This window comes from Dyadobacter sp. HNCC25DJ183, from assembly GCF_056895175.1.
The window spans coordinates 148876-173624 of record NZ_JBXHAP010000004.1; the positions used below are offsets into that span (position 1 = coordinate 148876).

General features: G+C 48.5%; 19 protein-coding genes and 1 pseudogene. 13 read left to right on the plus strand and 7 right to left on the minus strand.

Going from position 1 to position 24749, the window contains the following annotated elements; all coding sequences use genetic code 11:
• Positions 1–4: 4 nt before the first annotated feature.
• Positions 5–862: pseudogene (locus AC1XTG_RS11210) on the minus strand (DUF3857 domain-containing transglutaminase family protein); the annotation flags it as partial.
• Positions 863–1097: 235 nt separating this feature from the next.
• On the minus strand, positions 1098–2129 hold the full coding sequence (locus AC1XTG_RS11215) for a LacI family DNA-binding transcriptional regulator (RefSeq protein WP_056282691.1): 1032 nt from the start codon (positions 2127–2129) through the stop codon (positions 1098–1100).
• Between the two features lie 125 nt (positions 2130–2254).
• Between AC1XTG_RS11215 and iolB the strand changes: the two genes are divergently transcribed.
• The 10 genes from iolB (at position 2255) to AC1XTG_RS11265 (ending at position 16562) form a co-directional block, all read left to right on the plus strand.
• Positions 2255–3115 (plus strand): 5-deoxy-glucuronate isomerase, encoded by an 861-nt coding sequence (iolB, locus tag AC1XTG_RS11220; RefSeq protein WP_484842053.1) that lies wholly within the window; start codon positions 2255–2257, stop codon positions 3113–3115.
• A gap of 158 nt (positions 3116–3273) precedes the next feature.
• Positions 3274–4281, plus strand: coding sequence for a 5-dehydro-2-deoxygluconokinase (gene iolC, locus AC1XTG_RS11225; protein ID WP_484842054.1), 1008 nt, complete (start codon positions 3274–3276; stop codon positions 4279–4281).
• Positions 4282–4379: 98 nt separating this feature from the next.
• Positions 4380–5846: a CoA-acylating methylmalonate-semialdehyde dehydrogenase gene (locus tag AC1XTG_RS11230; protein WP_484842055.1), complete on the plus strand. Its 1467-nt coding sequence runs from the start codon at positions 4380–4382 to the stop codon at positions 5844–5846.
• A gap of 66 nt (positions 5847–5912) precedes the next feature.
• Positions 5913–6950, plus strand: coding sequence for an inositol 2-dehydrogenase (gene iolG / locus AC1XTG_RS11235; protein ID WP_484842056.1), 1038 nt, complete (start codon positions 5913–5915; stop codon positions 6948–6950).
• Positions 6951–7096: 146 nt separating this feature from the next.
• Positions 7097–8710, plus strand: coding sequence for a sodium:solute symporter family transporter (locus AC1XTG_RS11240; protein ID WP_056282679.1), 1614 nt, complete (start codon positions 7097–7099; stop codon positions 8708–8710).
• Between the two features lie 172 nt (positions 8711–8882).
• On the plus strand, positions 8883–9833 hold the full coding sequence (locus tag AC1XTG_RS11245) for a class II fructose-bisphosphate aldolase (RefSeq protein WP_484842057.1): 951 nt from the start codon (positions 8883–8885) through the stop codon (positions 9831–9833).
• A gap of 25 nt (positions 9834–9858) precedes the next feature.
• Positions 9859–11724: a 3D-(3,5/4)-trihydroxycyclohexane-1,2-dione acylhydrolase (decyclizing) gene (gene iolD, locus AC1XTG_RS11250; protein WP_484842058.1), complete on the plus strand. Its 1866-nt coding sequence runs from the start codon at positions 9859–9861 to the stop codon at positions 11722–11724.
• A gap of 163 nt (positions 11725–11887) precedes the next feature.
• Positions 11888–12790 carry a myo-inosose-2 dehydratase gene (iolE, locus tag AC1XTG_RS11255; protein WP_484842059.1) on the plus strand — a complete coding sequence of 301 codons (903 nt, stop codon included), beginning with the start codon at positions 11888–11890 and terminating at the stop codon, positions 12788–12790.
• Between the two features lie 183 nt (positions 12791–12973).
• Positions 12974–14407: a S41 family peptidase gene (locus AC1XTG_RS11260; protein ID WP_484842060.1), complete on the plus strand. Its 1434-nt coding sequence runs from the start codon at positions 12974–12976 to the stop codon at positions 14405–14407.
• Between the two features lie 163 nt (positions 14408–14570).
• Positions 14571–16562 (plus strand): T9SS type B sorting domain-containing protein, encoded by a 1992-nt coding sequence (locus tag AC1XTG_RS11265; RefSeq protein ID WP_484842061.1) that lies wholly within the window; start codon positions 14571–14573, stop codon positions 16560–16562.
• A 50-nt stretch (positions 16563–16612) separates the two neighbouring features.
• Here AC1XTG_RS11265 and AC1XTG_RS11270 read toward each other — a convergent pair whose 3' ends face one another.
• Positions 16613–17599, minus strand: coding sequence for an acyl-ACP desaturase (locus tag AC1XTG_RS11270; protein ID WP_056282664.1), 987 nt, complete (start codon positions 17597–17599; stop codon positions 16613–16615).
• A 142-nt stretch (positions 17600–17741) separates the two neighbouring features.
• Here AC1XTG_RS11270 and AC1XTG_RS11275 point away from each other — a divergent pair, with 142 nt between their 5' ends.
• Together AC1XTG_RS11275 and AC1XTG_RS11280 are read left to right on the plus strand one after the other, a co-directional pair.
• The gene (locus tag AC1XTG_RS11275; protein ID WP_484842062.1) at positions 17742–18482 is read left to right on the plus strand and encodes a lysophospholipid acyltransferase family protein; all 741 of its coding nucleotides are present in this window, start codon (positions 17742–17744) and stop codon (positions 18480–18482) included.
• Between the two features lie 157 nt (positions 18483–18639).
• The gene (locus AC1XTG_RS11280; protein ID WP_484842063.1) at positions 18640–19032 is read left to right on the plus strand and encodes a hypothetical protein; all 393 of its coding nucleotides are present in this window, start codon (positions 18640–18642) and stop codon (positions 19030–19032) included.
• Between the two features lie 65 nt (positions 19033–19097).
• Here the strand turns inward: AC1XTG_RS11280 and AC1XTG_RS11285 are convergent, their stop codons facing one another.
• Both AC1XTG_RS11285 and AC1XTG_RS11290 read right to left on the minus strand, forming a co-directional pair.
• Positions 19098–19565, minus strand: coding sequence for a GNAT family N-acetyltransferase (locus tag AC1XTG_RS11285; protein WP_056282656.1), 468 nt, complete (start codon positions 19563–19565; stop codon positions 19098–19100).
• A gap of 36 nt (positions 19566–19601) precedes the next feature.
• On the minus strand, positions 19602–19973 hold the full coding sequence (locus AC1XTG_RS11290) for a hypothetical protein (protein ID WP_484842064.1): 372 nt from the start codon (positions 19971–19973) through the stop codon (positions 19602–19604).
• Between the two features lie 134 nt (positions 19974–20107).
• Here AC1XTG_RS11290 and AC1XTG_RS11295 point away from each other — a divergent pair, with 134 nt between their 5' ends.
• Positions 20108–21304 carry a DUF748 domain-containing protein gene (locus AC1XTG_RS11295; RefSeq protein WP_056282649.1) on the plus strand — a complete coding sequence of 399 codons (1197 nt, stop codon included), beginning with the start codon at positions 20108–20110 and terminating at the stop codon, positions 21302–21304.
• A gap of 80 nt (positions 21305–21384) precedes the next feature.
• Here AC1XTG_RS11295 and AC1XTG_RS11300 read toward each other — a convergent pair whose 3' ends face one another.
• Both AC1XTG_RS11300 and AC1XTG_RS11305 read right to left on the minus strand, forming a co-directional pair.
• On the minus strand, positions 21385–24276 hold the full coding sequence (locus AC1XTG_RS11300; protein ID WP_484842065.1) for a PVC-type heme-binding CxxCH protein: 2892 nt from the start codon (positions 24274–24276) through the stop codon (positions 21385–21387).
• Between the two features lie 99 nt (positions 24277–24375).
• Positions 24376–24726, minus strand: coding sequence for an iron chaperone (locus AC1XTG_RS11305; RefSeq protein ID WP_484842066.1), 351 nt, complete (start codon positions 24724–24726; stop codon positions 24376–24378).
• Between the last annotated feature and the right edge of the window lie 23 nt (positions 24727–24749).

A 24749-nucleotide genomic window follows, 5' to 3' on the forward strand; every position in this document is an offset into this window, starting at 1 on the left:
CGATCCCCTGGTCACGCAGGATTGCACACAGCAAAAATGACTTGTCTTTACAATCCCCGTAACGCTGCCGGAATACCTGCTCAGGCGAATGCGGCTGATGCGAATTCAAGCCACTTTCAACACCCAGGTAGCGGATCTCATCCTGCACAAACCGTACGACTTTACCAATAAACTCCGCGTCGCTTTCCCCTTCCTTTTTCCACCCTGTTACCTTGCTTTTGATTGCTCCGGCAAGTTTTGTTTCACCATAAAAACCTAATCCCCAATCCACTACTTCCTTCCAGGTTTTGAATTCGGTTACCTGCACAAACGGAGTTTTATTGTACCATTCCGGCACGTAATCATCGTAAGTAATGGCTTTTACATTGGTCGCTTCCCATTCATAAACATTTTGGCCATTCCGGACAGCGACTTTTCTGACCGGAGGCTTATTAAAATCCTTGAAGATCAAAGCCCTTTTTGGATCGGCTACAATCGCGACATGCTGGTACTGCGTATAATCGAATGAATCGAAATGGAAGAAATCCGAGTACTTACCTTTAAATACCGGGTTCCAGCCCTTGCGTGAATAGGCTACTTCAATGCGATCTCCCTTGCGGATATCTTTGAGAATGATCGAAGCAGTGTAATACCCGTTATAGATGAAGCGCTAGCGGTCGGTTTCCAGCGGCATTAACTTGATTTCTGCCAGTTGCAGTTGCGAAATACTTTTCCCATCCCGCCAGATAGTAACCTGATGAAATTCAAGCTTTTCATAGGTAGGATCAAATGCGACGGTGATGTCAGAACCGTTCTGAATGCCGCTTTCAGAAATGATTTGCCTGGTGAAACGGGTGTAGTCCGACTGCTCGTCGAGATTCACCTGATAATCTGAAAATGAGATATAATATCCACCCGAAACTTCCTTGGGTAAAGCGGGTTTTCCCGCAGGTGTAACCGGAACAATCCAACTTGGCGCGGGCGTAATGTTGACTCTCGGCGCACCAAACAGGGAGGGAGCAAATAGCAGCAGGCAAAGCAATGCAGGCAGAGAAACTCTGGCGGAGGTAAGGTGAAAAATCAAGCGAAATGAAGGATAGCGGTTTTTAGATTAAAGGTCAAATCCGCAAAGTGGATTCTCTGATTACCAGCTCTGAGGGCAGTACAATGCTTTCATGGGAAAAATCGCCGGAACCGTTTACCTGGTTGAGGAACAGCCTGGAAGCTTCCATTCCTATTTTGCGGCCCGGGCGGCTGACGGTGGTTAAGGAAGGAAATGTGTAAGCGGAAATGGGCGAGTTGTCAAAGCCCACCAATCCCACTTCTTGTGGTATTTTGAGGTCTTTGTCTTTCACTACCCGCATTGCCCCGATCGCCACCTGGTCATTCACCCCGAATATCGCATCTGGCGGGACAGGCATTTCGAGCAGTCGCTTGGTGGGAAGAATCGCGCTTTCAACTTTGAAGTTTGTATTGATAATCAGCTCATCGAGCACCGGCATTTCGTATTTTCTCAGACAGTCTACATAGCCTTTCAACCGCTGCTCGGAAACAGTAAGTCCGTTAGGACCTTTTAAATGGGCGATCTTTTTGTACCCGATATTGATTAAATGCTCCACCGCCGCAAATGCGCCGTGGTAGTCGTCAACCGTCGCCCGACTGGTTTCAAAATCCTCATATTCCCGGTCTATAAAAATCAGCGGCGTTTTGCGCAGGATCACACTTTCCAAATGCTCGTAATAGCCGGAATCGTAAGTTTCCTGGGATACCGACAGGAAAATTCCTTCTGTGCGGTTGGACAGCAGCTTAGCCAGATATTCCTTTTCCAGCAGGTAGTTTTCATTGGTAACACAAATATTGAGCGTGTAGCCCAGCGGCTGTAACACCGTATGCAGACCTTCTATCACCGCGGTTTCATAATAGTTACTGATCGTCGGCACTACCACACCGAGCGAGGCGGTCTTCTTGTTCAACAGGCTGAGCGACACTTCATTTCGCTGGTAACCGACCTCCCGGGCATATTCCTGGATGTTTTTCCGGGTGTCTTCATTGATCGCCGGATGGTCGTTCAAGGCCCTTGAAACGGTCGACGGAGAGCATCGGAAGCGACGTGCAATATCTTTAATGGTAACGGGTCGGGAGGAATTCATTTGTCGAATTATAGCGATTGATTTTTTAAAATTTTTTCAAACGTTTGCATTCAGTATTAACATATTTACATTTTGTACTTAATTTATACAACACTATCATTGTGCAAATCTATCCGATTACCGCAATGAGTGACCTACTGATTAAACCTGAAAGTGCTAAAACCTACCATTCGCTGACAGCGGAGCAGGCCGGGTGGAGCTATTTGAACTTTGAGGCTAAAATACTGGATGTAAATGAAGAATTTACCGGCCATACCGGAGAATATGAATATTGTTTTGTGCTTTTAGGCGGGAATTTCAAGGTAGAGGCGGCAGGGCAAACCTGGGAAACAGGCAATGGCAGGAAAGATGTTTTCAGCGGCATCGGCCACGCGATGTACCTGTCCCGCAACACCGCTTTCGTACTCACCGCACAGGCAGCCAACACAGACATCGCCATTTGCAAAGTCCGCTCGGACGAAGACCACCCGCCGCGTATGAAGCGCCCGGAAGAAGCAGCGATAGAGTACCGTGGCGGCGACAATGCGAACAGGCAGATCAACAGCTTGCTGGAACCCGGCTTTGACTGTCACAAGATCGTTTGCGTGGAAGTATATACGCCTTCTGGCAATTGGAGCTCATTTCCTGCACATAAACACGACGAAAGAAAAGTGGCCGCCGACGGCACTTTGCTCGAAGCCAATCTGGAAGAGATTTATTTTTACAAGATCGACAAACCGCAGGGCTACGCCATTCAGCAGGTTTACACCGAAGATCGCTCACTCGACGAGATCGTCAGGGTGCGGCACAATGAAGCGGTACTGGTCCCGAAAGGCTATCACCCCGTCGTAGCCGGGCACGGTTACAATGTTTACTACCTCAATTTCCTGGCAGGCAGCGACCAGTCACTCGCCAACACCTCCGACCCCGACCACGACTGGATTTACGGAACCTGGAAAGGTCAGGATCCAAGGTTGCCGATTGTGACGGCGGAGATGAATGGGTGAGGTAAGCTGTCGGCTTTCGGCGGTCGGCTTTCGGCCAGCAGGAACCAAGAAGGCTATCTGAACAACCCGAGCTGCCTTGTGAGGCCTGTGCAATATCAAAAAAGAACAACCCATTAAACTCCAAACGCTGACGGCCGACTGCCGGAAGCTGACTGCTAATGAAAACCTACGATCTCCTTACCCTCGGCCGCTCTTCTATTGATTTGTATTCGGCGAATGTGGGCAGTCCATTTGAAAAGATCGAAGCATTTAATGCATTTGTGGGCGGTTGCCCGCTGAATATCGCTACGGGAAGTCAGCGGCTTGGTCTTAAAACTGCCATTCTCACTGGTATTGGTGACGATCAGGTGGGCAATTTTATTAAACATTTCCTGACAGAGGAAGGTATCTCGACGGATTGGGTGCCTGTGATTGAAGGGACGCGCAGTTCTGCCGTGGTTTTGGGAATTGAACCGCCTGACCGCTTTCCGCTGGTATACTACCGCGAGAACTGTGCGGATATCAACCTGAATATCGACCACGTTGCTGCCATTCCGTTCGAGCAATTCAAAGCAGCTGCCTTTTCAGGAACTGCATTCAGCAAAGACCCAAGCCGGACGGCGATGTTTTATGCATTGGAACTCGCTAAGAAAAACAATGTAACCCGCTTGTTGGATATCGATTTCCGTGCTGATCAGTGGTTTGATCCCCGTGCATTTGGCGTAACACTGCGCGCCGCGCTTGGTAGCTTCAACATCGTAGTGGGTACGGAAGAAGAGATACTTGCCACATTCCTGACAGACAAGCAACAGCTGCTGATCAAGCACCAGCAGATATCAGCTCCGGAAATCAGGGGGAATATCGAAAACGGAATTCAGGAGATCCTGGCTTCGGGTGTAGAAACGCTGGTTGTCAAGCGCGGCAAAGACGGTGCATCCATATTTCAGCCAGGCAAGGAAGAAGTTAAAGTACTCGGATTCCCGGTAGAAGTATTGAATGTACTAGGCGCCGGCGACGCGTTTTGTGCAGGCTTTTCCTACGGATTATTAAATGGCTGGGATTTGTACAAAAGTGTTAGAATGGGCAACGCCTGCGGCGCGATCATCGTAACCCGCGAAGGCTGCGCCAACTTCATGCCGACTCTGGAAGAGGTAATGGAGTTCACGGATTCGTACGGAGGATTATAGAAGGAGGAAAGGGAGGAAAAACAAAAGGTAGAAAAGTCCCACAGGGACATCATATAGGTAAAAGTCCCGTAGGGACACAACATCGGTAACTAGGTCACATGCAAAAACTACAGAACTATATCAATGGGAAATGGGTGGACAGCCACTCGGGGCAGTTTGCAAATGTAGTCAACCCGGCTACGCAGGAAGTACTAGCACTCGTGCCTTATGGTAACTACCAGGACGTGGCGGATGCTGCCGCAGCTGCGCAGGCGGGATTTCAGGAATGGAGAAGTACACCTGTTTCCAAACGGGTACAATATCTGTTTAAGCTCAAAACATTGCTGGAAGACAACCTGGACGACATTGCGAGGACGATTACCCTTGAATCGGGCAAAACCTTCGTGGAAGCAAAAGCGGAGATGGTGCGCGCGATCGAAAATGTGGAGAATGCCTGCGGTACGCCTACCCTGATCCAGGGTGAATTCTCGGAGGATATTGCAAAGGGAATCGATGAATACATGATCCGGCAGCCTTTGGGCGTTTGCGCCTGCATTGCGCCTTTCAACTTCCCCGGAATGATCACCTTCTGGTTCCTGCCCTACGCACTGGCTTGCGGCAACAGCTATATCATCAAACCTTCTGAAAAAGTACCGCTTACAATGACGAAGATCGTGAGTTTAATGGAGCAGCTTGACCTGCCGAAAGGTGTACTGAACCTGGTTCAAGGAGCACGTGAAACGGTAGACGCGATCCTGGAACATCCTGTTATCAAAGGGATCAGCTTCGTAGGCTCTTCGAATGTAGCCCGGTATGTATATTCCAAAGGCGCAGCAAACGGAAAACGCGTACAGGCACAAGGCGGCGCCAAAAATCCTGTTATCGTTTTGCCGGATGCAGACATTGAAATGACCTCGCAAATTGTGATAGACAGCGTTTACGGCTGTGCAGGACAGCGTTGTCTGGCGGCTTCCACCATCATCACAGTAGGTGAACACAAAGACATTACCGAAAGCCTGGTAGAATCTGCGAGAAACAGGAAGACAGGTTTTGGTCTTGATAACGACGTATTGATGGGACCAGTAATTACCAGTGAAAGCAAAAACCGCGTACAGCAACTCATTGAAAAAGGGGTACATGAAGGCGGACGTTTACTGGTTGACGGCCGGAATGCGAAAGTAAATGGATACGAGCAGGGTAACTTTATTAATCCGACCATTATCGAAGATATTCCGCTTGACGGCGAGCTGGCTTCTACTGAAATTTTCGGACCGGTTCTCAGTCTGGTACATATTAATACAATTGACGAAGCGATCCGCTTTATCAACTCCGGCAAATACGGGAATATGGCGTGCATCTTCACGAGCAGCGGTTCCAGCGCACGCAAGTTCCGCCACGAAGCCGAGGCCGGTAACATCGGGATCAACATCGGCGTAGCTGCACCAGTCGCGCAATTCCCATTCTCAGGCTGGAAAGAGAGCTTCTATGGCGACCTGCACGGTCAGGGAAAACACGCCGTCGAATTCTTCACCCAAACCAAAGTGGTGATCGAGCGCTGGCTAAAAGAATGGAACAGGAAATTCTAAAAAATAAATAAACATTCATCTCAATCCATGCCCGTCGACTTAAGTCGACGGCAAGGTTATACTCAAATGACAAAGAAACTTAAAACCGGTGTGATCGGACTTGGCCGGATCGGACAAATCCACCTGAGCAACCTTGTGCATCATATGCCGGACGCAGAAGTGATCATTGCCTCGGATGTATCACAGGCATCGCATGAATTTGCAAGGAACCTGGGCGTAAAAGAAGTAACTACCGACGCGTACGATGTGATCAACCACCCCGATGTGGAAGCTGTGATCGTTTGCTCCCCTACTCCATTCCACGTTCCTTATACTGTGGCGGCAGCGCAACAGAAAAAGCATATTTTTTGTGAAAAACCCCTGGACGTGACACTGGAAGCCATTCAGGCGGCTGAAAAAGCGGTAAGTGAGAATGGGGTAAAGCTTATGCTCGGCTTTAACCGCCGCTTCGATGCCAACTTCAACAATGTAAGAACGCTGGTTGAGGCGAACAAAATAGGAGAACCGCACATACTCCGCATCACCAGCCGCGACCCTGCGCCGCCGCCTGTTGAATACCTGAAAATATCCGGCGGGATCTTCCTGGATATGTCGATCCACGACTTTGATATGGCACGCTACATTGTGGGCAGTGAGGTGAAAGAAGTTTTTGTAAAAGGAGATGCGTTAATCCACCCGGAAATCCGCGAATTTGGAGATATTGATACTGCCGTGATCGTTCTGACCTTTGAAAACGGCGCAATCGGCGTGATTGACAATAGCCGCAAGGCAGTTTACGGGTACGACCAGCGACTGGAAATTTTCGGCTCGAAAGGAATGGCAAAGGCCGAAAACAACACCACAGATACGTTGATCCACTTCGACAGCAATGGCGGCCACAGCTCATTGCCGCTGCATTTCTTCCTCGAAAGGTATGAAACTGCGTACCGCGTTTGCCTCAAATCTTTTATAGATTGCGTGCTGAATGACAAACCATCCCCTGTTGATGCGCATGACGGACTGATGGCAACTGCGATCGGCATTGCAGCAATGCGGTCACTTACAGAAGGCAGAAGTGTGAAAATGAGTGAGGTGTTGGAGATGGCAGAGGCAAGAGTAGTTTGACACTTATTGTCATTTATGGTCAGGTGTGGTCATTTATTTTTTAAACTCACTTTTGTTTTTCGTAAATCAACAAAAGCTTCCGAAACAATAAATGACAACAAATGACTACCAATGACCAATAATTTACCCTAACCCTTAATACCCGAATGTCCACTACCGGATTGCAATCGCTGGATTACGTTGTATTCTTTATTTATCTGATAGGCGTTTCAGCTTACGGATACTGGATTTACAAGAAGAAAACCACAAAAGAAGTCAGTTCAACAGATTATTTCCTTGCCGAAGGCTCTCTCACATTCTGGGCGATAGGTGCTTCCATTATCGCTTCCAACATCTCTGCCGAGCATTTTATCGGCATGTCGGGATCGGGGTTTGCGATCGGACTTGCAATTTCCTCCTATGAATGGATGGCGGCGGCTTCGCTGATTGTAGTGGCGGTCTTTATCCTGCCGGTTTATCTCAAAAACAAGATCTACACGATGCCGCAGTTCCTTCGTGAGCGGTATAATCCTACCGTCGCGACGATTATGGCGGTTTTCTGGCTGTTGTTATATGTTTTTGTAAACCTTACTTCGATCCTTTACCTCGGGGCGCTTGCGCTGGAAGTTACAGCCGGGCTGGACTTCAATTACGCAATCATCGGACTGGGGGTTTTCGCGGTTATCATCACGATCGGCGGCATGAAAGTGATCGGGTATACGGATGTGGTTCAGGTAGTTGTGCTTGTGCTGGGTGGGCTGGCTACTACATATCTTGCATTAGACCTCGTCTCCACGCATTTCAACAAACCCGGGATCTTTAATGCACTTGCGCTGCTCAGAGACCAGGCCGACTCGCATTTTCACATGATCCTGCCAAAGGAAAACCCTTTTTACAAAGACTTACCAGGCCTGACGGTGATCATAGGTGCGATGTGGATCAATAACCTGGCTTATTTCGGGTGCAATCAATACATCATTCAACGCAGTCTGGGAGCTGACTTACCCACGGCGCGCAAGGGAATCCTGTTTGCTGCTTTACTTAAATTGTTGATCCCGATCATCGTGGTAATTCCCGGAATCGCTGCTTTTGTTTTATATCAAAACGGGATGTTCCAGCAGGAAATGCTCGATGGAGCGGGTGTTGTAAAGCCCGATCACGCCTACCCTGTGCTGCTCAACCTGCTGCCGGCGGGATTGAAAGGAATGGCCTTTGCTGCACTGACAGCCGCGATAGTAGCTTCGCTGGCAGGAAAAGCAAACAGTATCTCGACCATATTTACGCTCGACATTTACAAACAATACATCGCACCAAATGCCTCTGAAAAACAGCTGGTGCGCATTGGTCGGTATACCATTTATGTAGCGATGGCAATCGGCGTGCTGATCGCGCCGCAGCTACGTGTGCTGGACCAGGCTTACCAGTTTATCCAGGAATACAGCAGCTTTATCACACCAGGTGTATTCGCGATCTTTATTTTAGGAATGTTCTGGAAAAGAACAACTTCCGCAGCCGCGCTTACAGCCGCATTGCTCACTATCCCGCTATCAACCGCCGGAAAATTCCTGGCACCGGAAGTACCTTTTCTCGACAGAATGGGCTACATATTCCTGATACTCTGCGCGATCATCGTTGCAATCACACTAGCCGATCCCAAAAGCCGGAACAATCCGAAAGGCTTGAAAATAGAAAAGTCCATGTTCATGCCCGGCCAAAGCTTTGTAATAGGTTCGATATTGATTTGCGGAGTAATAGCGGCGTTGTATGCGGTGTTTTGGTAGACTTAGCTGTTAGCTGTTAGCTGTTAGCTGTTAGCTGTTAGCTGTTAGCTGTTAGGAAATGATTCATGTACATAAGAGTTCGGCTCAAACGAATTTAAATAGATTAATAAGCAAAAAAAGAGGCTAACAGCTAACGGCTAAAAGCCAATAGCCCCTGGCCTACTGCAAAAAAATGCTCCTAACCACGAAACAACTCTTCGCCCAATGTTACTCCCGCTATGCGATTCCGGCGGTGAATGTGTTTTTTATGGAGGAAATCCATGGTCTGTTTGCGGCGGCGCAGGAAGCTCAGGCGCCGTTTATTGTTCAGACGACGCCATTTGCAAGAGATTATGCGCACCCCGAAATGCTACTCTCGATGATTGGCGCCGCCGCACGGATCTACCCGGATGTGACCTATGCGATCCACATGGACCACGGGTACGAAGCGCACATTTTTGACGCCATTGATCAAGGCGGCTACACTTCCGTGATGATCGATGCTTCACATGATAGTTTTGACGAGAATGTAGCCAGGACCAGGGCGGTGGTGGAACGGGCACATGCTAAAAACATTAGTGTAGAAGCTGAATTGGGCGTTTTGGCAGGTGTGGAAGATGATCTGACAGTCGATGCTGCGCATTCCTTTTACACAAATCCTCAGGAGGTAGTTGATTTTGTAAATGCAACAAAATGTGACAGTCTGGCCATTGCAGTGGGTACTAGTCACGGCGCTTATAAATTCTCAGGCGGACAAGGTTTGCAGTTTCACATTCTGGAAGAAATCCAGAGAAGACTGCCCGGCTTTCCGCTCGTTTTGCACGGAGGCTCCAATGTCATCCCCGAAGTGATCGCACGGATCAATGCGGCGGGCGGCCAGCTTAAAACCGATGCAAAGGGAGTTCAGGAAGAGGAAGTAAAAAAGGCTATCCCACTGGGAATCTGCAAGATCAACATTGCGACTGATACCCGGCTGCTCTGGACAATGGTAAACCGTGAGTTTTTCCGGGACCGTCCTGACGAATTTGCCCCTACTACGCCAGGGAAGCTGTTTATGGAAGAATACAAGCAGTTTATGCTGAAAAAATTTGCGCTTTTCGGCTGCACAGGCAAGGCCGGAGAATTTAAGAACATCAACTCCTGAACCAGATTCAGAAAATTTTAGGATTATGACCAGAAGACTTACAGTAGCCCAGGCTACGATTACATTCCTGAAAAATCAATACATCGAACGCGACGGCGTGGAAGTCCCCTATTTTGGAGGCTGCTTTGGCATATTTGGTCACGGTAATGTGGCCGGTCTGGGACAGGCTTTGCAGGAAAATCCGGACTTCCGGTATTTCCAATGCAGGAACGAACAATCCATGGTGCACACTGCAGTTGCTTATGCCAAAGTAAAAAACAGGCTGGGCGCATTTGTATGTACAACGTCGATTGGTCCGGGGGCAACCAATATGCTCACCGGCGCTGCGCTGGCGACGATCAACCGGCTGCCTGTGCTTTTGTTACCCGGCGATATCTTCGCCACGCGGGAGCCTAACCCCGTTTTACAGCAGCTTGAAAGTGCTTCTACGCAGGATATTTCAGTTAATGATTGTTTTAAACCTGTTTCCAAATACTGGGACCGCATCAATCGCCCCGAGCAGCTGATTTACTCTTTACCCGAGGTAATGCGTGTCCTGACTTCTCAAGCCGAAATGGGCGCTGTGACATTATCGATGCCGCAGGATGTGCAAACGCATGCTTACGATTTCCCGGAAGCCCTTTTTCATAAAAAAGTCTGGCATGTAGGTCGGCCAAGACCCGATGTTTCGACTGTGCAAAAAGCAGCTGAATGGATCAGAGCGAGCAAGAATCCCGTGATCGTGGCAGGCGGTGGTACAATTTATAGTGGCGCCACTGATACTTTACACGAATTTGCCAGCAAAACCGGCATTCCCGTCGGAGAGACTTTCGCAGGTAAAGGCGCAGTGCGTTATGACGCGCCTTACAGCATTGGCGGGTTAGGTGCGACGGGCACCAAGTACGCGATCGAGATCGCGAACGAAGCCGACCTTGTGATTGGCATCGGAACTCGGTACAGTGATTTCACAACGGCTTCCAAGTCTATTTTCAAAAACCCGGAGGTTAAATTTATCAATATCAATATCTGCGAATTTGATGCATTCAAGCATGCCGGCTTACCTGTTACCGGTGACGCGAAGGTTGTTCTGGAAGAGATTTTGGAACTGATCGGCGACTATCAGGTGCCGACAGAATACCGCCAGCGTGTTGCCGATATGAACAAGGCGTGGGATGATGAAGTTACTCAGATTTACCTCGACGGCAACAGTACCACGCCACCAATTGACCAGGCGATTGTAATCGGCACGCTCAACAGCTTTATGGACGATCGCGACGTGATGATCAATGCGTCAGGCAGTGCGCCGGGCGACCTGCATAAATTGTGGCGCGCAACTGATCCGAAGAACTTCCATCTCGAATATGGTTACTCCTGTATGGGATATGAAATAGCAGCAGGTTTGGGCGCAAAAATGGCTGATCCGACGCGGGAAGTCTACGTGATCTGCGGCGATGGAGGCTACCTGATGAACAATAATGAGATCGTCACTGCCACCCAGGAAGGTGTGCGATTTACGATCCTGCTTCTAAACAACAATGGTTTCGCCAGCATCGGAGGACTTTCTGAAAGCATTGGCAGTGAACGTTTTGGAACAATGTATAAATACAGGGAAGAAAACTCGGGCCAGCTTTCCGGCGGTTTTCTTCCAGTAGATCTTGCCAAAAATGCAGAAAGCCTGGGCGCAAACGTGATCAAGGCGACTGACAAGGATTCCCTTGAAGCTGCACTGGCCGCATCGAAGACGAGCGACAGGGTAACTGTTATTTACATTGAAACCAGTTTGTACCGGACTGTAAAAGGCTACCACGCCTGGTGGGAAGTGCCGATAGCAGAAGTATCGACTTCGGAAAAGGTACAGCAAGCATTTGAAACCTACCAGGAAAACAAGAAGACACAGCGGGTTTTTCTTTGAAAGGGAGGAAAGGGAGAATGGAGGAAAGGGACGAAAGGGAGAATGGAAGGAGGGGAAAAATTAACTATTAACTACAATTTAAAACATAGGATAAGGATTGAAGACTGGAATGGGAAAAATTACATCCTCCCCTTCCTCCTTCCTCCCTTTCCTCCATAAAAAAATGAACTTCGAGAACATCAAACTGGGCGTTGCGCCGATTAACTGGACCAACGACGATATGCCGGAACTCGGCGGTGAGAATACTTTTGAGCAATGCGTAAGCGAAATGGCGCTGGCTGGATTTACAGGCTGCGAAGTCGGCAATAAATTCCCGCGCGACATTAATGTACTCAGAAAAGCGCTGGAACTTCGGGGTTTGCAGATTTGCAACCAATGGAACAGCTACGAACTTACGACCAAATCATTTGCAGAAAACAGAAAAAACTTCACCGGGCTCCTTGATTTTCTGGAAGCGATGGGCGCGAAAGTGATCGGCGGCGGTGAGACGGGCAACAGCTGTCAGGGAAGAATGGACGTACCTGTCCTGGAAGGAAAAGGTATGCTGAAAACCAAAGAAGAATGGGACAGTTTCACTTTTGGCTTGAACGAACTGGGAAAGATTGCACGCGATCGCGGGATGAAGCTTGCATTTCACCATCACATGGGAACGTGCATTCAAACCATCGAAGAAACAGACCGGCTGCTCAACGAGACAGATCCCGAGAATGTTTTCCTGAATTACGATTGCGGTCACTTCCATTTTGCGGGTGAAAATCCGGTAGAGGCGCTGGCTAAATACATTGGAAGAACTGCCCACATTCACCTGAAAGATGTTCGTCCGAATGTGTTACAGCGGGTACATGATGAAAGGCTAAGCTTTTTAACGGCCGTAAAAAACGGTGTTTTCACCGTTCCGGGCGATCCTGAGGGCTGCATTGACTTCCCTTCTCTTTTCGCGATCATCAAAGAAAGTGATTACCATGGCTGGATTGTACTCGAAGCCGAGCAAGACCCCGCAAAAGCAAACCCCCTGGAATACGCCATCATCGCCAGAAACTTTTTCAGAGGCTTAACTGGGATCTAGTTTGTTTCAATCCCGCTTTCCGCAGCACCTACTCGGATGATTTTCAGTGGCAGTGCGCCACATTTAACAGGATGCATACGTAATACCGATCAGATTCGTTAATGTAACGCTAAATCTGATCGTGCTTATGGACTGGTAGTTTACCTAAAATATAAACCTACTAATATGCTGAATGTTAAAAGATTGAATTTACTCTATGTACTCCTGCCGGCGCTGTTGGCCGCAGGATGCAAGGAGAAGGATGTTGCGCCGGATATTCAAACCGCTGCCGATTCTACTGCGGGTACCGACTATGTGGCTGTCAATAACTGGCTGTATGAGATCATGGACGATGCCTACTTCTGGTACAAAGAAATGCCTGCCAAATTAAGTCTGGATGCCAATACTGATCCTTATAAGTACTTTGAGAAGCTTGTGTACCAACGCGCCACGGTCGACCGATTTTCGGGTGTAACCAATGATATTGCCTCATTACAGAATGAGTTTGACGGGATCAGCAAGATTTTCGGGATCAGCTACTCGCTGTCTTACATTGATAACGGAAACTCGAACATTGGTGTGTTCCTGAATTATGTGGTAAAAGGCAGTCCCGCTGCTGCGGCTGGCCTGAAACGCGGCGATATTCTTCTAAAAGTAAATGGTACCCAGCTCACAGCCAGCAATTATGCGACGCTGCTTAATGCCAGCGAAACCATCACACTTACATTGGGACAATTGCAGGGTACCTCCATCACAGCGACGACCAACACTGTTTCAATCACAAAAGCGGAGGTTACCGAGGATCCGGTTGCATTCTCATCCGTGATTTCTAAGCCGGCATACGGTAAAACAATCGGGTACCTGGTTTACACCCAGTTTGTGCCGGGCACTGCCGCAGATGAAGAGAAGTACGACAACGAGCTGCGCCAGATATTCGCAGATTTTAAAAGCAAAGGTGTAAACGAACTGGTGCTTGACCTGCGCCTCAATTCAGGCGGGTACATCAGCTCTGCCAAAACGCTTGCTTCATTGATCGGCAAAAACATATCCGCCTCCAAAGTCTTTTATAAAGAGGTTTGGAATGACAAATACAATGCATACTGGCAACGCACGAAAGGTGCAGATGCACTCAACTATAAATTTCAAAACGAGGCCAACAACATCGGGAATAACCTTAACCGCGTTTTTGTACTTACCTCTAATGGTACCGCTTCGGCAAGTGAGCTCGTGATCAACGGACTTGAACCTTATATGGAAGTTATCACGATCGGGGAAAATACGGCTGGGAAAAACCTCTTCGGTTCGCTGATAAACGATGACCAGAAAAGATGGAACTGGGGGGTATACCTGATGCTCGGCCAGACTGTGAATGCAAACGACAAGTCGGATTACGGCACTGTAAATGGTATGACACCGGATTACCTGACCGAGGATTCGAAAGTACCTTATCTTGCATTCGGCGACGAAAATGAAACTTTACTCCGGAAGGCGATGGATGTGATGGGAATTCCTGCCAGCAACAACCTGCGCGTCGGTGCAACCAAAACGGTGAGCTCTTTCCGTAAATCGCTTCGCGACGATCTGCAAGGTCCCCGCAACCTGATGATCCGCACGGAAAAACCTGCATTGCTCAATTAATAAGGCTTAAAGTTGATAAGTTATAGGGAAGGGAGGTCTGATTATCAGGCTTCCCTTTATTTTGAACAAAACAAAAAAGGCTGGCATCTCACTGATTTGCCTGCATTTGAAGTAATTTTGTTACTGTTTGCTCACGTTCATCGTTTCTGGTTGTGGCTGTTCTATGAGATTCAAATTTCTACCTGTTCTTCTCTTTTTCCTTTACTTCATACATACTGCGGCTGGACAGTCTGTGCGGCATACTTACCGTTTTTACAAAGACCTGCTTGTAGCCCAGCCTGAATGCGGACCGGCACTTACGCCTGTGCAGGCTTTGGGATCTTGTGCGGCTGGTACCACGGGAGGTACTTATCCGGATGACCGGCTTCCCTGCGGCGTACAAAGAACGGTATACCACAACACGCTCAACTGGGGGCTCTCCTACCCGAATGACGAAGGCGCGATCACCGACAATTATTCCATTCAGATGTACATTAAGGTGACGGATTGGGGTACTACCTGGGCGCGCATTATCGACTTCTCGAATGGTGCATTGGACGAGGGGATTTATTTCAAAAGTACGCCGGGTTCCGAAGACCGTTGTATTGATTTTTATCCGTCGGGCATTGCCGGCGCTTGTCCGTTTTTCAACAAATCCACTTATTACCTGCTCACATTCACGCGGAACGGGCAAACGGGAATGATGGATGTGTATGTCAACAATACGCTTTTCACTTCCTATAATGATGCACAGAAAAGGTATGTTGGCAAAGCCGGGTCGCCCATTTACATATTCCGCGACGACAGGCTTAAATCCTGCGAATCGGGCTCAGCCAACTTCGCTTACCTGTCTTTCAGCAACAAGTATTTTTCCCAAACCGATGTTGACGCTAGTTACCGCGACATTTGTTTTGTGGCCAATGTCAATACCTACGCCGACTTCTCCATTTCACCAAATCCAAGCTGCGGCTTCCCCAAGAACATCGTAGTTACCTACACCGGCATTATTCCGGCACCGGGAACAGGTTACAGCTTCAACTGGGAATGGGGCGATGCCAAGGTTATTTCCGGATCAGGAATGGGGCCGTACGTGGTAAGCTGGGATAGCGGCGGTTCAAAAGATGTTGCGCTGACGGTTGTCAATAATGCCTGCGGAAATTCCCTCTACAACCGAAAACAAGCTGTGATCAGTACGCTGGACCTGGAAGCTACTTCCTTGTCGGGCACCTGTGAAACGGGTAGCGGCGGCAAAATCACATTGAATGGAAGCAAAGGTGTTGAACCTTACCAATACTCGCTCGATTCGGTCAACTACCAGACGGATCCCGTGTTTGTAGTACCGACAGGAAGTTACCGCGTGTTTGTAAAAGACCAGAACGAATGCACCGTTGCGAAAACCATAGCTGTGGATTTCAAAAGCGATATTAACCTGAATGTGAATGCTGATACAGTCGTTTGCACAGGCCAGTCGGTGACATTATCCGCAACCGGAAATGGAGAGCGTTTCTTATGGTCACCTGATGCAGGGTTGGATAATCCTCTGTCCAATGCACCCACAGCAACTCCTGAAAGCAGCACGCAATATGTGGTAACTGCTACAAAAGGTTTTTGCACAATCTCGGATACGGTGCGTGTGGAGGTGCTGCCGAACATTCAGGTGAGCGTCACGCCCGACGCGACCATTGAGTACAATGTTCCTTTTCAGCTCAGTGCGTCGTCGCCGCAGATCCTGAATCTGAATGGCGCTACCTTCGCCTGGTCGCCGCCCGATGGGCTGAATAATCCGGCAAGCCAGAGCCCGGTAACCATTTTGCAGGAAGATCGGACTTACAATGTGGAGATTACTTCCGAATATGGATGCAAGGGAAGCGGACAGGTTAATCTGAAAATCAAACGGACAGAAAGCATTTCCATTCCCGGCGCATTCACGCCAAATGGAGACGGCAAGAATGAAGTACTGTTGCCTGTCCTGAACGACATTACGTCCATTCAATATTTCAGGATCTACAACCGCTGGGGAGAAGTGGTATTTGTAACCGACCAGCTGAATACCGGCTGGGACGGACGCTTTAAAGGTGCCAAACCGGTAAGCGGAACTTACGTCTGGGAAATTGAGGGTACCTCCGGAAAAGGCAGGATCATTCAGAAGAAAGGCGCTGTGATGCTGCTCCACTAACAAAAAACGCCCTTCCCGAAAGAAGAGCGTTTGAAGTTCGTTTGAGAATACTAGCTGATCCAGCTGAATTCGTAGCTCAGGTCTGGAACCCGCGTGCGGTCTGCAATTCGTCTCAATCTTGTGGGTAACGCCATCAGGTAGTCACGCGCTTTTTCAGCTTTTTCGTTGATCCCCTTCACCGCTCCGATTTCCCACTCCACGAGCAGGCTGTCCAGTATTTCAATGTAGTCTTGTGTGGTGTAAACGCCGAGCCGCTGGGCTGCGTCCGAGAAATGCGAGAATGTCTCTCCCATCTTCATCCCCGTTTCCCTCATAAAGTGAGCGGGCATAACGATTTTCTTTCTCATCATATCTTCCAAAGCAAGTACCAGCTCGGAAGGATCCACTTCCAGGATACGGGTCACAAACGCTTTATAGGCTTTTGCATGACGGGCTTCGTCAGACGCGATCACGCCGCATATTTTTGACAAATGCGGGTTTCCGAATTTTTTTGCCAGGGTTGCAGTACGTCTGTGCGATACATTTGTTGCAAGCTCCTGAAAAGAAGTGTAGATAAAATTTCTGTATGGATCTCTGTCGGTACCGATATCAAAACCGTCGGCGATCAGGTATTGGGTAGATACCTCCATGGCGCGCATGTTCACGCGGCCAGACAGGTACAAATATTTGTTCAGAAGGTCACCGTGGCGGTTTTCTTCCGCTGTCCAGGCTCTCACCCATTTCACCCAGCCCGATTCCGGCTCGTCAACCTGATTAACACCAATCACATCCACCAACCAGGATTCATAAGTCGGCAATGCTTCTTCCGTAATGGTATCCCCTATCAGAACTGCAATGTAATCGTATGGCAGATCGCGGCAGCTTTCTTGTAAAAGTTTCACCTCATCGGCAAAGTTTTCTCTCCTTGAATCCGGAAGAAAGTCGGAAGGTTGCCAGTTTTCGTCAATTGGCTTTAGATATTCGGCTATCAGTGCATCCAGGTCCTTTCCTATGTGCTTCATGACTTCAAGCCTCTCTGCTGAAAGTGCGATGTCCATTGTCAAATTCGTTTTAACGCTCAATTATATTTTACAAATAACGTCAATAATCTGTAAGTTTTACATGACAGGAGTCATTTCGAATTCCAGATTTTGGGATACAACAAAACAGTTTTAGGTTATTTTTGCAGAAAAAATACGAATGAAAAAAATCCTCGATTATCTGTTAAGTGTCTTATATCTGCTTCACTTTTGTGTTACGCTTCTCGTATTTCACGTAGTACAGGTAATTGCTTTTAACGTTTTCGGTCCAAAAGCGCACCGGACTTCCGTAGAATGGCTCAATTTCAGTCTCGCATTCGGTTTGTACCTCACAGGTGCGCGGATTACCCTTCAAAAACGCACCACACTTCCCGACAACCGTCCCATTATATTTGTTGCCAACCACCAGAGCAGCTACGATATCGCCGCTATTTATTGGTACCTGAGAAAGTACAGGCCGCGGTTTGTATCCAAAATCAACCTTGCAAATGGCGTTCCAAGCATTTCTTACAACCTGCGGAAAAGCGGTGCCGCATTGATCGACCGCAAGGACGGCAAGCAGGCTATCACGGAAATCGCCCGTCTGGGCAAGCTGATTCAGGAAGAGAAATCGTCGGTTATCATTTTCCCCGAAGGTACCCGCACAGCCAGCGGATTAATGCGACCGTTTCTGACGGGAGGCGTAGCTACTTTGCTGAAACGCGCTCCCGACGCATTGATCGTCCCGGTTGCAATCGACGGTACAGGCGCATTTAACCCCAAGGGAGTTTTCCCACTAAAATCCTTCGCCCGGTTGAGCTGGACAGTCTTGCCCGGCATTGAACCCGCCGGAAGAAAAGTCGAGGAAGTTCTCGCCGAAGCACAGGAAGAAATCAGAAAGGTTATCCGCATTTCTGAATAGAATACAGCACTGAAAAACAGCGCATTACCTCCCTTTCAAAGTACTCCCCTCAACCAATTTCCACCAAGCTTCATTGCCTTAACAATTGTTAACAATGGCCATTTAAACCTAGATATCGTGCGGCCCTCTAACCAACGAACTTTAAAATTTATTGGTCATGAAAAAGATACTTTTTGCCGCCGCAGTACTTGTTCTTGGGTTTTCTTCCGCTAATGCACAGTACGGTCCCCGTTACGACACCCGCGGTGACTACCACAATAGTGAACGCAACGGCCGGGGCTCCGACATTAACCACCTGCAAAGGGAAGTTCGCCAGCAAATCGCAATGGGCGTGCAGCGCGGAACGCTTTCGTCCCGTGAAGCCAATGCGCTGATGAGCCAGTATGAAAGGATTGAGGCGCGCGAACACAGATTCAGTCACCGCGGCAGATTGTCCCCACGCGAAGCGCGTATGATCCGCGAAGATCTGCAAAACCTGATGGCGGATACCAGAAGAATGAGCAGCAGACGGGGCGATCACTGGGCGCGTGACCGCAGAGACAGATATTAATATTTATGGCAGTTGAAGGTTTAGGGTAATATGGAAAGCGCCGGGTCACTGATCCGGCGCTTTTTTTATGCTTCATCCTTGAAATACCTGACCAGCTTGACGTGTGATTTTTCAAAACCCTCCCGCTGGTAAAAGCGGTGCGCCTGTTCGCGGATATTGCGTGAGGTAACTTCCATTTGGATAGCACCCTGCTTCCTGGCAAAATTCACTACGCGTTCTACCAGGGCTTTACCGATTTGTAAAGACCGGTACTCAGGCTCCACATACATTTCCTGTATCTCGGATACCAGCGCAGCGTGGTGCAGGAGCGGCTGGATATGGCAGCTCACCATGCCGACAGGATTGTTGTCCAAAAATGCCAGAAAGTAACGTATGTTATTACTTTTCAAGTTCTTATCGAAAACAAAATCAAAACCCTGCCGATCGATTGTTGTATTTTCAAGCCCGCAGATCATTTTGTATACTGCATTGCGGTCTTCGTCTGTTGCGGTTCGGATAAGGAGTTGACTTGAATTGATCATCGGCTGCTTCATCAGGAGTGTTGAGTGTTTGAAACAGCAAAAATAGAACTATTTCTCAGGCCAGAGTACGATTCGCTTGCCCTTCTCATCCCAAATGTTCTTCTGGAATTCCTGAATCTCGGCCTCCGTATAGCTGCTCATATCGACGCGGCTGCCGTCGCAATGGAAATTATGGCAACCTATACAGGACATGTACGACAAGGTATAATTGATAACCGGCTCACCGCGAAGCTCAACCAGGCTGATCGTCATTGCTCTGTCTTCCTTGTTCGCTTTGGCTTTTTCAACCAGGTCGCGCAGCCACGGGAGATTCCGGATCGGGTCCTTCACCCCACACACTTCAACATTTTTGGATACGTTTTTTTCTTTACAGGAAAAGGTAAGAAGAGCGAGGAGCAGAAAAGGTAATGCTTTTTTCATAGTTGCTAACGGAATAGTATTACCCGATAGACACGAAGCCTGGTTGGAAAGTTGTAATAAGTACAAAGGTTAGCTGGTACGATTGTTTATAAAGCACAGTGCATTACGTTGATTTCAGATTTAAACTTTAAAATATGGCCCCCGAATCAACTACACACAGAAAAAGCAGGAAAAGGCGCGCATTGAACATATTCATCGGCATCGTGGTGCTGCTGGTTGTGATCAGGCTTATTTTACCCTACGTTGTACTTCATTATGCGAATAAAAGTCTGGCCAATATCAATGGTTACTACGGCCACATTGACGATATCGACCTGGCTATCATTCGCGGCGCATATCGCATTGACAGCATTTACCTCAACAAATCGGATACTATCACAGGCAAGCAGACGAAATTCTTCGCAGCAAATGCGATTGATCTTGCGGTAGAATGGAAAGCGCTTTTCAAAGGTGAGATCGTAGGTCAGGTTTTCCTGCAACAACCTTATCTGGTTTTTACAAAAGATAAAGTGGAGCCCAAAGAAATTGTAAAGGACTCTGCTGATTTCAGGAAAGTGCTTGACAAGTTCATGCCGCTTAACATTAACTTCGCCGAAATCAATGGCGGGAAAATCCAGTATAACGATTTTACAACAAAGCCCAATGTGGGTCTGGAAATGACAAACCTGCATTTGACAGCGCGTAACCTGCGAAACAGCTACGATTCCAGCTCTGTGCTACCCGCATCCGTGAACATGACGGCCAACTTGTACGACGGTACTTTAAGAGCCGACGCCAAGCTGAACCCGCTTGCCGATTCCCCGACATTTGACATGAGTGCGGAGCTGAAAAACACCAACCTTGTAAAGATGAACGACTTCTTTCAGGCATATGCAAAAATTGATGTCAACGATGGCATTTTCGGTTTGTACACAGAAGTTGCCGCGAAGGATGAAGCATTTACAGGTTACGTCAAACCGGTTATTCAGAATCTCGACATTCTGGGCAAGGAAGACAGGAAAGATAACTTGTTCCGTAAAATGTGGGAAGCTGTTGCGGGCGGAGTTGGGGAGCTTTTTGAAAACCAGCGTAAAGATCAGGTAGCTACAAAAATTCCGTTTAGAGGCCGGCTTGATGATCCCAAGACCAATATGTGGCTGGCCATAGCTACTGTTTTACAGAATGCATTCATCCACGCATTGCAGCCTTCCATTGACAATGAAATTTCCATAGGCTCAGTAAAAGCGCCAAAAGAGGATAAAAAGACCTTTTTACAGAAAGTATTCGGAAAGGACGATGATAAAAAGGGTAAGAAAGAGGAACGGAAAGAGAAGAAAAAGAAGAAGGATTGAGGTTCCTCTCTTACCTCTTATTGAAACGGCGCCTGCATTCGTAATGCAGGCGCCGCTATTTTAATGGGATATTGTAAATTTTATTTGCTACTGCTTTCCAGCACTTTACCTATTAAAAGCTGGTTTTCGTGATTTTCGTGAGATCCGCTGTGGCCGAGCTTTTCATTGAGTTCTTTCAAAGCCTTTTTAGAATCTTCGGTACCAATCGCAGCGACGCGCTGGATCGTGTAGGGAAGGATTTTTGGCAGCTTTGATTTTTCAGCCATTTGTAACGCCCGCTTCATATCAATCGCGGCGAGCGGCTCTGCGGCATACCAGACCATCAATGGAAGATTATGATCATCCTTATCCTCAGCTCTTTGGGATAACGCATCCACTACGTCCCAGCGCTGCGCGGGATCGATCCGGGTCATGGCAGATGCAAGATACAGCCGCACTACCGCCGACTGGTCGTTTTTCGCCATATCTGCAAACTTCGCCAGTGCCTCGGGTGATACTGTTTTATCTTCCATCATCAGCTGAACTGCCCAGCTGCGCACATATTCGCTGTCACTGGAAAGCAGTTCTATCAGGTCCTTGTCTTCAAGACCTTTCGTGACATGCAAAGTCCAGAGTGCGCGCAGCTTTCTTGTTGCATCCGGATTTCTGGCCAGCATTTCTTTGAGTGCTTTATGTACTTTCTTGTTTGCGCCGCGTTCCTGCAAGATCGTCCGCGCCTGCCGCACATACCATTCGTTTTCATTCAGCTGATAGTTGACAAGCTCCATATCCGAAGCTTTCGTCAGATCAACCTTCACCCATTTGTCATTTTCATTGGTAATCTTGAAAATGCGGCCCATTGTTTTGTCGTGCACGTCGGGATTGGGGCTGTGGCACTGGTTCTTGTCATACCAGTCAATCGCCCACACAGAACCGCTTGCATCGTACTTGAAATTGAGCCACTGCGACCAGGAATCGTTCATCGCCATAAAGTCGGGACGGTGCTGGGCCACATAGCCCGAGCCTTTTTTCTCAAAATGGTCAATGTTCAACCGCGCGCCGTTGATGTTGTTCATGAATATCTCGTTCCGGTATTCTTTCGGCCAGGTATGTCCAAGATAAATCATCGCACCGGCGTGTGCATGCCCGCCTCCCGCTGCTGCTGACCGGAAGTTACCTGCATGCGGGCCGCGCTCGCCCAGCCAGTGCACGTGGTCGCCTATCGTTTTAATGTCGTCGTAAGTATACGGGTTGAAATGCTTGCCCGCCTGCCGCTGGTAGCGCGCACCCTGAATTACATGGTACATGTGCGGGATCACGCATACAGTAATGAAGGGGTGACCATAGTCGTTGAAATCAATGCCCCAGGGATTACTTGAACCTTCTGCAAAAACCTCAAACGTCTGCGCAGTTGGATGGTAGCGCCAAACGCCCGCGTTAATCTTTGTGCGCTGTGCGTCTGTTGCACCCGGCTTCCCTACATTAGAGTGGGTGAAAACGCCGTGGGTACCATATAGCCAGCCGTCCGGTCCCCATCGCAGGTTGTTGAGTACCTCATGCGTATCGTCCAGACCCCAGCCGTCGAGCAGCGTTTGCGCCGGGCCGGCGGGTTTATCGGTTTTGGGATCAATGGGAATAAAGATAAGGTAAGGTGCTGAACCCAGCCAGACTCCGCCCATTCCCACTTCTATTCCGCTGATCAGGTTCAGGTTTTCTGCGAAAACCTTCTTGCTATCCAGGGTACCGTCCCCATTTGTATCTTCCAGGATCAGGATCCTGTCCCTGCCCTGCCCTTCCGGGGCGCGCACTGGGTAAGTATGTCCTTCCACAACCCAGAGCCTGCCTTTTGCGTCAATCGTAAAACTGATCGGCTTTACCACATCCGGCTCCGCCGCGGCCAGTGTGACTTTGAAGCCTTTCGGCGGCGTCATTGCTGCTGCTGCCTTTTCCCCCGAAAGCCCTGCATTCAGTACCAGATCCAGAGGCGGCAGGATAATGATATCCGCAGGTTTCAGCTCATTGGCAAACGCGGGGCGGCTCGGATAGAACAGGAATTCGTCAAAGTTGATGTGCGCCCATTTATCATTTGGAATATAGGGTATCTGTGAAATGCCTGTTTCATTATCAATAATGCGGATGAAAATCTCCTGACCCAGGTATTTTTGAAGATCGACCACCGCGGGCTGCAAGGTCGCTCTCCCCTGACCGGTGATGTGGTAAATGATACTGTCGCTCCCCGCCAGAACCAGCTCTACGCGCGTATCCTGCAAGGCGCCGCCTGACACTTTGAATGCGGCAAAAGGCTGGGTAACCTTAAAAGGTGCGGATGTAAGTGTTCCGGTCAGCCTGGCATTGGTATTACCACCGCTGCTCAGAAAGTATTTCCCGTCAAAACCAATGTGGAGTTCTTTTTCATGTACCGGAGATGGATCCGCATTGAAAATCGGATTAGCAAAAGCTTCACCCTGCGCAGTCCAGTCCGTCAGATTGCCTGTTTCAAAATTGAGGTTCAGCGGTTTTCCATTCCGTACAGGAAGCTGCCCGGCCACGGTCTGCTGGTTGATCTCGGCTTCGACTACCTCAAAGCTGCCCACCATTCCGGCAGCACGGTGCCCCGGAACCGAGCAAAAATAGGTATCGCTCTCTTTTGCCTCGAATTGAATGGCGGTACTTGATCCTTTTTCGAGGATAACCTTACTTTTAATGCCCAGCTTTTCGAGTGCAATATCGTGGGTCATCAACTCACCGTTCGTAATCCTAATCCTGACCCGCTCGCCCTTTTTTGCCTTCAAAGTAGGATTGCGTGCACCATCAGGCGCGAAAAACCCGAGCATAGTAGCTTCCAGCGCATAATCCCGGTCGTATTTGCCGGTATCTGCTTTTGCTGCTGCTGCATTCCCGGTTGCTGCTTTGCCTTTTTGACCAAATGCAGTGCTGGCAGGAATTGCAGTATATAGCAGCAAAGAAGCCAGAAGTAAGCCGAACCTTTTCATATAGTGGTATTTAGAATTTCTTTCATTTTGATAAAAGAAAAGAAACCCCGTTTACTATTTTACTTATAGGCTTTCTGCTGCAACCGGCTGTGCTAAATTTCACTTTTTCAGCTTCCATTCAACAATCTTCCGGACAAGATCAAGCGGCATTTCCTTGTCCAATGGAAAATGAACGGAACCTTTGGAGCCTTTATAACCTGCCAACTCGTCTTTCAGGCCCGGGACCATCTCGCCCGAGATCGGATACAATGCAATGTGCTTTTTCCAGGCAGCGAAATAAATCAGGTAACGCCCATTCCACCTGAAAGCAGGTATCTGGTAAGAAATCATCTCCTGCGCATCCGGCACTACTTCCCGGATTGTTTTCCTGATCTGTTCGAGCTTCCTGGCGGTTTCTTCCGGAAGCCCGGCCATGTACGCGTCGATTGTTTGTACTTTAACAGTTGCCATGGTTTATGAATGTAAGTGGTGAT